Here is a 6,688-nt window from a genome sequence, read left to right on the forward strand (position 1 = left end):
CGATGACCCCCGAGCAGTACGTCCAGGACAAGGCCGCTGCCTCGGGCAGCAGTTTTTATTACGCCTTCCTGTTTCTCCCGAAGCCGCGCCGCGCCGCGATCACGGCTTTTTACGCCTTCTGCCGCGAGATCGACGACGTGGTCGACGAAGTCAGCGACCCCGGCGTCGCGGCGACCAAGCTGGCCTGGTGGCGCACCGAGGTGGCCCAGTCCTTTGCCGGCCAGCCGCACCATCCGGCGATGCAGGCGCTGATGCCGCATGCGGCCGCCTACGGCATCGAGGAACGGCTCCTGCAGCAGGTCATCGAGGGCTGCCAGATGGACCTCGACCAGACCCGGTACCTCGACTTCCCGGCGCTGCGCCGCTACTGCCACCTGGTCGCAGGCGTCGTGGGCGAAGGCGCGGCGCGCATCTTCGGCCAGACCGCTCCGCAAACCACCGAGTACGCCCACAAGCTGGGCCTCGCGCTGCAATTGACCAACATCCTGCGCGACGTCGGCGAGGACGCCCGGCGCGGGCGCATCTACCTGCCGGTCAACGAACTGCAGCAGTTCGACGTCAAGGCCCACGAGATCCTGAACCGCGTGCACTCGGCGCGCTTCGTCGCCCTGATGAAGTTCCAGGCGCAGCGCGCGCAGGCCGCCTACGACGAGGCGCTGGCCCTGCTGCCGGCGGCCGACCGCCGGACGCAGAAGCCGGGCCTGATGATGGCCAGCATCTACCGCACGCTGCTCGAGGAGATCGCGCGCGACGACTTCCAGGTGCTCGACCAGCGCGTCAGCCTGACACCGGTGCGCAAGCTCTGGCTCGCGTGGCGCGTCCAGGCTCTCGGAAGGATATGACTCGCCCCCAGGCTGGCTCACTTCGTGTAGCCGCCCACCCCTTACCGGGGGCGCAGTCAGCGGCCCGGCAAAGCCGGTTCCGCGACTGCCCACGAACGGGCGCGCTACGCGCAGCCGCAGACAGACACAGCGCGTGTTCCCTGGCCGGCGCAGCCAGGCCCGTTGGTGAAACACCGCGGAACCGGCTTTGCCGGGCCGCAGGTGTTGCCCCCGGCAGGGGGTGGGCGCCCGACACGAAGTGCGGGCAACCTGGGGGCGAGCCATGAATCTCGCAGTGGTGGGGGGCGGCTGGGCCGGCATGGCCTGCGCGGTCGAAGCGACGCGGGCCGGGCATTCGGTCACGGTCTTCGAGGCCGCGCGCCAGTGGGGCGGCCGCGCCCGGGCGCTGCCCGCGACGCTGCCCGACGGCACGCCGGTGCTGCTCGACAACGGCCAGCACATCCTGATCGGGGCCTACACCGAAACGCTGGCCTTGATGGCGCGTGTCGGCATCGACGCCGACGCGGCCTTGCAGCGCATCCCGCTGGCGCTGCGCTTTCCCGACGGCGGCGGGCTGTCGCTGCCGCAGCTGCCGCGCTGGCTCGACCGCGCGACGCGCGGCCTGGCGCCCTTCGACGTCCTGGCGGGCGTGCTGGGCGCACGTGGCTGGTCATGGCAGGACAAGTTGTCGCTGCTCATGACCTCGACCCGCTGGCGGCGGCAAGGTTTCAGCTGTGCCGAATCGGAAACCGTCGCCGGCCTCTGCGCCACGCTGACGCCGCGCGTGCAGGCCGAACTCACCGAGCCGCTGTGCCTGTCGGCGCTCAACACGCCGACGGCCGAAGCCAGCGGCCGGGTGTTCCTGCGGGTGCTCGGCGACGCGCTGTTCAAGATCCCGGGCGGATCGCAGCTGCTGCTGCCGCGCTTCGACCTCGGCGCCCTGTTCCCCGACGCCGCCGCGCGTTGGCTCCGACAGCACGGAGCCCGGATCGAAACCGGTCGCCGGGTGCGCGCGCTGGCACGCGACGGCGCCGGCTGGCGGGTCGACGCCCAGCCTTTCGATCGCGTGGTGCTGGCCTGCCCGCCGTGGGAAGCGGCACGGTTGGCCGCGGCCGAAGCGCCAGGCTGGGCTGCCACGGCCGACGCCTTGCGCCACGAAGCCATCGCGACCGTCTACCTCCATGGCGACGCCGTGCTGCCCTCCCCGGTGCTCGCGCTGCGCAGCCGGCCGGACGCGCCGGCGCAGTTCGTGTTCGACCGCGGCCGGCTCGGCGGCCCGCGCGGGCTGCTGGCTTTCGTCATCAGCGCCAGCAGCGCGGACCGCGAGCTGCTGCAGCGGCAGGTGCTGGCGCAGGCCCGCGAACAACTCGGCCTGACCGGGCTGCAAGCGGTGCTGACGGTGGTCGAGCGGCGCGCCACCTTCGCCTGCGCGCCGGGGCTGCTTCGCCCGCCACAGCAGATCGCCCAGGGCCTGCTCGCCTGCGGCGACCATGTCGATGGCCCCTATCCGGCCACGCTCGAAGGCGCGGTGCGCAGCGCGATGGCTGCCGTGCGGGCGCTCGACCCTCAGGCGCGCCCGGCCGGCTTGCCGGCGCCGGACCAATCGGCGCGGTAGCCGGCGGCGCCCGCCGTCTTCATCATGGCGTCCAGCGGGTCTCCGACCCGCGCCGAGGGCGTCGGACGAATCACCGGCGCGGCCGCAGTCCAGGCCGGCGCCGGCTGGAGCCGCGACTCGGACTCGAGTGCGATGCCGTGCTTCTCCATCAGCCGGTACAAGGTCATGCGCGAAACGCCGAGTTCGCGCGCGGCGTGCGTGATGTTGCGTCCGACCCGCGTCAGCGTCAGGCTGATGACATCGCGCTCGGCCGTCGTGCGCGCGATGTCCAGCCCCATACCGGCCACGTTCTCGACCGCCTCCAGGCCGAGATCGGCCGGTCCGATCAAGCGCCGATCGGTCATGACGACCGCGCGCTGGACGCGGTTGAACAGCTCGCGGACATTGCCCGGCCAGCCGTGCGCGAGCATCGCGGCCAGCGCCTGTCGGCTGAATCCCCTGACCCGCGTCCGGCTCTTGGCAATGCAGCGCTGGAAGAAGTACTCGGCCAGGATCGGCACGTCCTCCATGCGCCGGCGCAGCGGCGCGACCTCGATCGACAGCACGTTGAGCCGATAGAACAGGTCTTCCCGGAACTGCCCCACCGCGACCGCCTCGGCCAGGTCGACGTGCGACGCCGCCACGACCCGCACATCGACATGAAGGTTGCGCACCCCGCCGACCCGGCTGATCGTCTTCTCCTGCAGGAAGCGCAGCAGATTGGTCTGCAGTTCGAGCGGCAGGTCGCCGATCTCGTCGAGGAAGATGGTGCCTTCGCTGGCCGCCTCGATCAGCCCGCGCCGTTCCGACGAGGCGCCGGTGAAGGCGCCCCGCTCATGGCCGAACAGTTCGGACTGGATCAAGGTCGGCGAAATGGCGCCGCAATTGACGGCGACGAAAGGCCCGGCCGAGCGCTGCGAGCACTGGTGGATGGCGCGCGCGGCGAGCTCCTTGCCGCTGCCGCTTTCGCCGCCGATCAGCACCGGCGCCTCGGTCGCAGCGACCTTGTGTATCTGCTCGCGCAGCCGCGTGATCGCGGGTCCCTGCCCGACCATGCCGAGCGCGTCCACCGCGGTCCGGCGTGCGGCCTCGTTGCGATGCCGCAGGATGGCCCGCTGCGCCGCGTGACCGAGGACCATCTCCAGTTCGCGGAGGTCGAGGGGCAACAGCATGTGATCGAAGAAGTGCCCCAGGACGAGCTCGCGAAAGGCCGGCGATTCGAGCGCCTGGACCTCGCAAACAGCCACCCATTCAGCCCCCGGGGAGGCGGCGACGCAAGCCTCCATCGCCGCTTCGGTCACGCTCGTTTCGGCGCCGACCACCAACAGCCCGAGCGCGAAATGCCGATGCGCCTGCAGCCGCCCCGCGGCCGCCAGGTCCATGACGGCGCTGAGGTTCCAGCCCCTCGCGAGCAATTGCTCCGCCACCCGGGCGGAATGACCGCCGAGCGTCACGCAAAGAATGCTCCCTGGCTGCTGCATGGCGAGATCACCTGTGGCTAGAACGACATGGGCACCCGGACAGTCAGCTGAAGGTCGGGCGTGTCGCGCGTCAATCCCGCGCCCACGGTCACGTTCAGGGTGGTCTTCGGGCTGTAGCGGTACGAGTAGCCGAGCAGCAGCGAGCCCAGTTGGGTGCGCACCGAGCCGATCACGCGCTGGCCGTTCTGCTCGGTCGGGCCGATCGAATACAGCTCCATGCCGAGGCTGAACGACGAACGGTCGTTGATCGACAGGCCCATGCCGAAATTCAGGCCCCACACATTGCCGGGCTTGACGTCGCCGATGAACTCTCTTTCGCCGTTCAGCACCAATCGGCTGATCCCGCTGCGGGGGAAGTTGTAGGTGAAGTTGAGGCCGCCGAAGAACACCGCGGGGTCCGAAGGCAGCAGCCAGGTGACGCCCGGCTGCAGTGAATAGAAGCCCGAGCCGGTGGCCAGGTCCAGCGGCAGGCCGGTGCCCGTGGCGTTGCCGATGCAGCGCGTCACGCAATCGGTGACGACCTCGAACGGATCCTTGCCGGTCTTGGACTTGAAGCGCAGCCCGCCGATCACGTAGGGGTTGCCATCCTTGCCATCGGTGATCTGGTAGCGGGCCGCGAACTCGGCATCCCCGACGCCCTTGCCCTTGGTGTCGAAGACGTTGTCGAAGGCCGAGCCGGTGAAGATTTCGCGGCTGATGGTGGAGTCCGAACGCGAGACATAGGGCAGCTTGGCTTCGAACTCGAGCCGGTTGGTGGCGCCCCACCGTCCGGTCAACGTGCCGATGAAGGTGTTGCGCTTGAACTCCCGCACATCGACCAGGCCGATCAACAGCGCCGGGATCACCGTGTAGCCCACCAGTGCGACGCGGTTGCTCGACGAGTAGCCGTAGAACAGCGAGGGCTCGAAGACGAACTTGCCCTTGGGCGTGAGGACGCCGGGTTCGTCGAACAGCTGTGCATATTGCGGCGGCTGCGGACTCTCGTCGCTTGGCGCGACACCCACCTGCACCGGCCTCGCGCCGGAGTCGGCGCCTTCGCCTTCCGCCGCCGGCTTTCTGTCGGCAGTCTGCGTGGCCTCCGGGCGCGGCGCGCCACGCGCCTCCTGGGTCGCGAGACGCTCCTGCAGTTCGCGGTAGCGCGCCTCCTGTTGTTCGGACTGCTGCTTCAACGCGTCGATCTGCCGGCCCTGCTCCTGGACCTGCTGCTGCAGTGCCTCCATGCGCTTGTTGGCACTTCGACTCGAAGAAGCACTCTGGCTCTGAGCCGTCGCACCCGACCATGCCAGTGACGAACAGGCCAGCAATGCCAGCGCCCTGCACGGACCGAAGGTCTCCATGGTGTCCCCTCTCTCTTGGCTTCTTCGTGGGAGCGTTTCACGCCGCAGCCTAAGCGTAAAGAACAAGTACACCAAGCTACAATTTGCAATCAAAGGTAAGCGTTTTGTAGCAATTTTCGGAGCTGTCTCAGGCTTGTGGCACTTCTGTCCGGCGGCTCCGTGACCTGCACGTGGCGCGTAGCGTCAAGCCTGGCCTCGCTGCGTCGGGAACAGGCCCCGCGCAACGCCTTGCTTCCACGACATCGACCGTCACGCCGATGAGACGGAATGGGCGTCCGGTCGAAGGCCGGCGTCGGTGCAGGGGCTGTCGGCCCCTCCGCGCGCAGCCGCGGCGCTACATCGAACGGCCGTCAAGGGAGTGTGACAACGCAAGTGCTGGTTCGCCTGCGCGGGCCCGATCTCGGCAGCGAGCACTCACCGAGTCGAACGCCTGCAATGCAGGCCTTCGCCTCTGAACGCAAGGCCGCGCGAAACAAGCCGTAATTTGCTGGCACCGAAGTTGCACATGGACCTCCGATTTGCGGCAACGCACGTCAATACCAAGCTTGTTCAACTTTCTGGAGGGTTCATGAAAAAGACACTTCTGGCTTCGGCCATTGCACTTGCCTTCGGGTTCAGTGGTTCGGTGCTCGCCAATGACACGGATCAGGACACCCACCAACATACCGTGGCGGGCAGCAACACCAGCACGAGTACCAGCACAAGCACCAGTACCAGCACGCGCACGAGTTCACGTACCAGCTCGAGTACCAACAAGGACTCGGGTGCTGCCGAGGCCAGTGCCGAGCGTTCTGCCGCCGTCAACAATGGCTCCACCGCGAACTTCACCAACGCCTTCAACACAGCGAAGGCGACAGCGGTGAGCAAGCTGGAGGGCTATGTGTCCGGCAACAGCGTGTCCAACATCGGCAACTACGCCACCAACAATGGCTCTGTCGCGGGCGGCAACGGCTATGGCGGACGTGGCGGCACGGGCAAGGGCGGCGCAGCCTATGGCACGGGCACGGGCGGCAACGGCGCCACGGGCACCGGTGCGGTCGGTGCGGTGGGTGGCAGCGCATCCAACGGCGCCATCACGCATGGCAGCGCCACGATCGGCGATTCCACGGCAGGTGACGGCGGCAACGGCCTCGGCGGCATCGCCGCAGGCCTGACCGGCAGCGGACGCGCCTCGTCCAGTGGCGGCGACGGCGGACGCGGCGGTTCGAGCGGTGACAGCGGACGCGGCGGAAGCAGCGGAAGTCTGTCCGCGGCTCTGGGCGGCAGGACCGGCGGCGGCGGCGGCGGCGGCAGTTCCGGTGGCACGTCGGCAGGCTCAGGCGGCTCAGGTGGTGACGGTGGCTTGGCCGGTTCCCCGGGTGGCGCAGGCGGCAACGGCGGCACAGCCGGTTCGAGCGGCACGGCTGGCGCGGGTGGCGCGAGCGGCGCGGGCGGCACAGCCGCTTCGAGCAGCAC

At 69.1% G+C, this 6,688-nt stretch carries 5 protein-coding genes; 3 read left to right on the top strand and 2 right to left on the bottom strand.

The annotated features are described in order from the left end of the window. The first annotated feature begins 2 nt into the window (after window positions 1-2). A complete protein-coding gene (gene hpnD, locus AC1DYD_RS37580; RefSeq protein WP_478177823.1) occupies window positions 3-842 on the top strand; it encodes a presqualene diphosphate synthase HpnD in 840 nt (279 codons plus the stop codon). A 262-nt stretch (window positions 843-1,104) separates the two neighbouring features. Continuing rightward, the gene (gene hpnE / locus AC1DYD_RS37585; protein WP_478177824.1) at window positions 1,105-2,436 is read left to right on the top strand and encodes a hydroxysqualene dehydroxylase HpnE; all 1,332 of its coding nucleotides are present in this window, start codon (window positions 1,105-1,107) and stop codon (window positions 2,434-2,436) included. On the opposite strand, the gene AC1DYD_RS37590 is transcribed toward hpnE, so the two are convergent. Then, on the bottom strand, window positions 2,388-3,896 hold the full coding sequence (locus AC1DYD_RS37590; protein ID WP_478177825.1) for a sigma-54 interaction domain-containing protein: 1,509 nt from the start codon (window positions 3,894-3,896) through the stop codon (window positions 2,388-2,390). The genes hpnE and AC1DYD_RS37590 overlap by 49 nt on opposite strands. Before the next feature lie 17 nt (window positions 3,897-3,913). After that, a complete protein-coding gene (locus AC1DYD_RS37595; RefSeq protein ID WP_478177826.1) occupies window positions 3,914-5,116 on the bottom strand; it encodes an acetate kinase in 1,203 nt (400 codons plus the stop codon). A 685-nt stretch (window positions 5,117-5,801) separates the two neighbouring features. Between AC1DYD_RS37595 and AC1DYD_RS37600 the strand changes: the two genes are divergently transcribed. Beyond that, window positions 5,802-6,688: hypothetical protein (locus tag AC1DYD_RS37600; protein ID WP_478177827.1), on the top strand; the 887-nt coding region annotated here is incomplete at its 3' end.

The organism is Variovorax sp. P4_B11 (assembly GCF_056402355.1).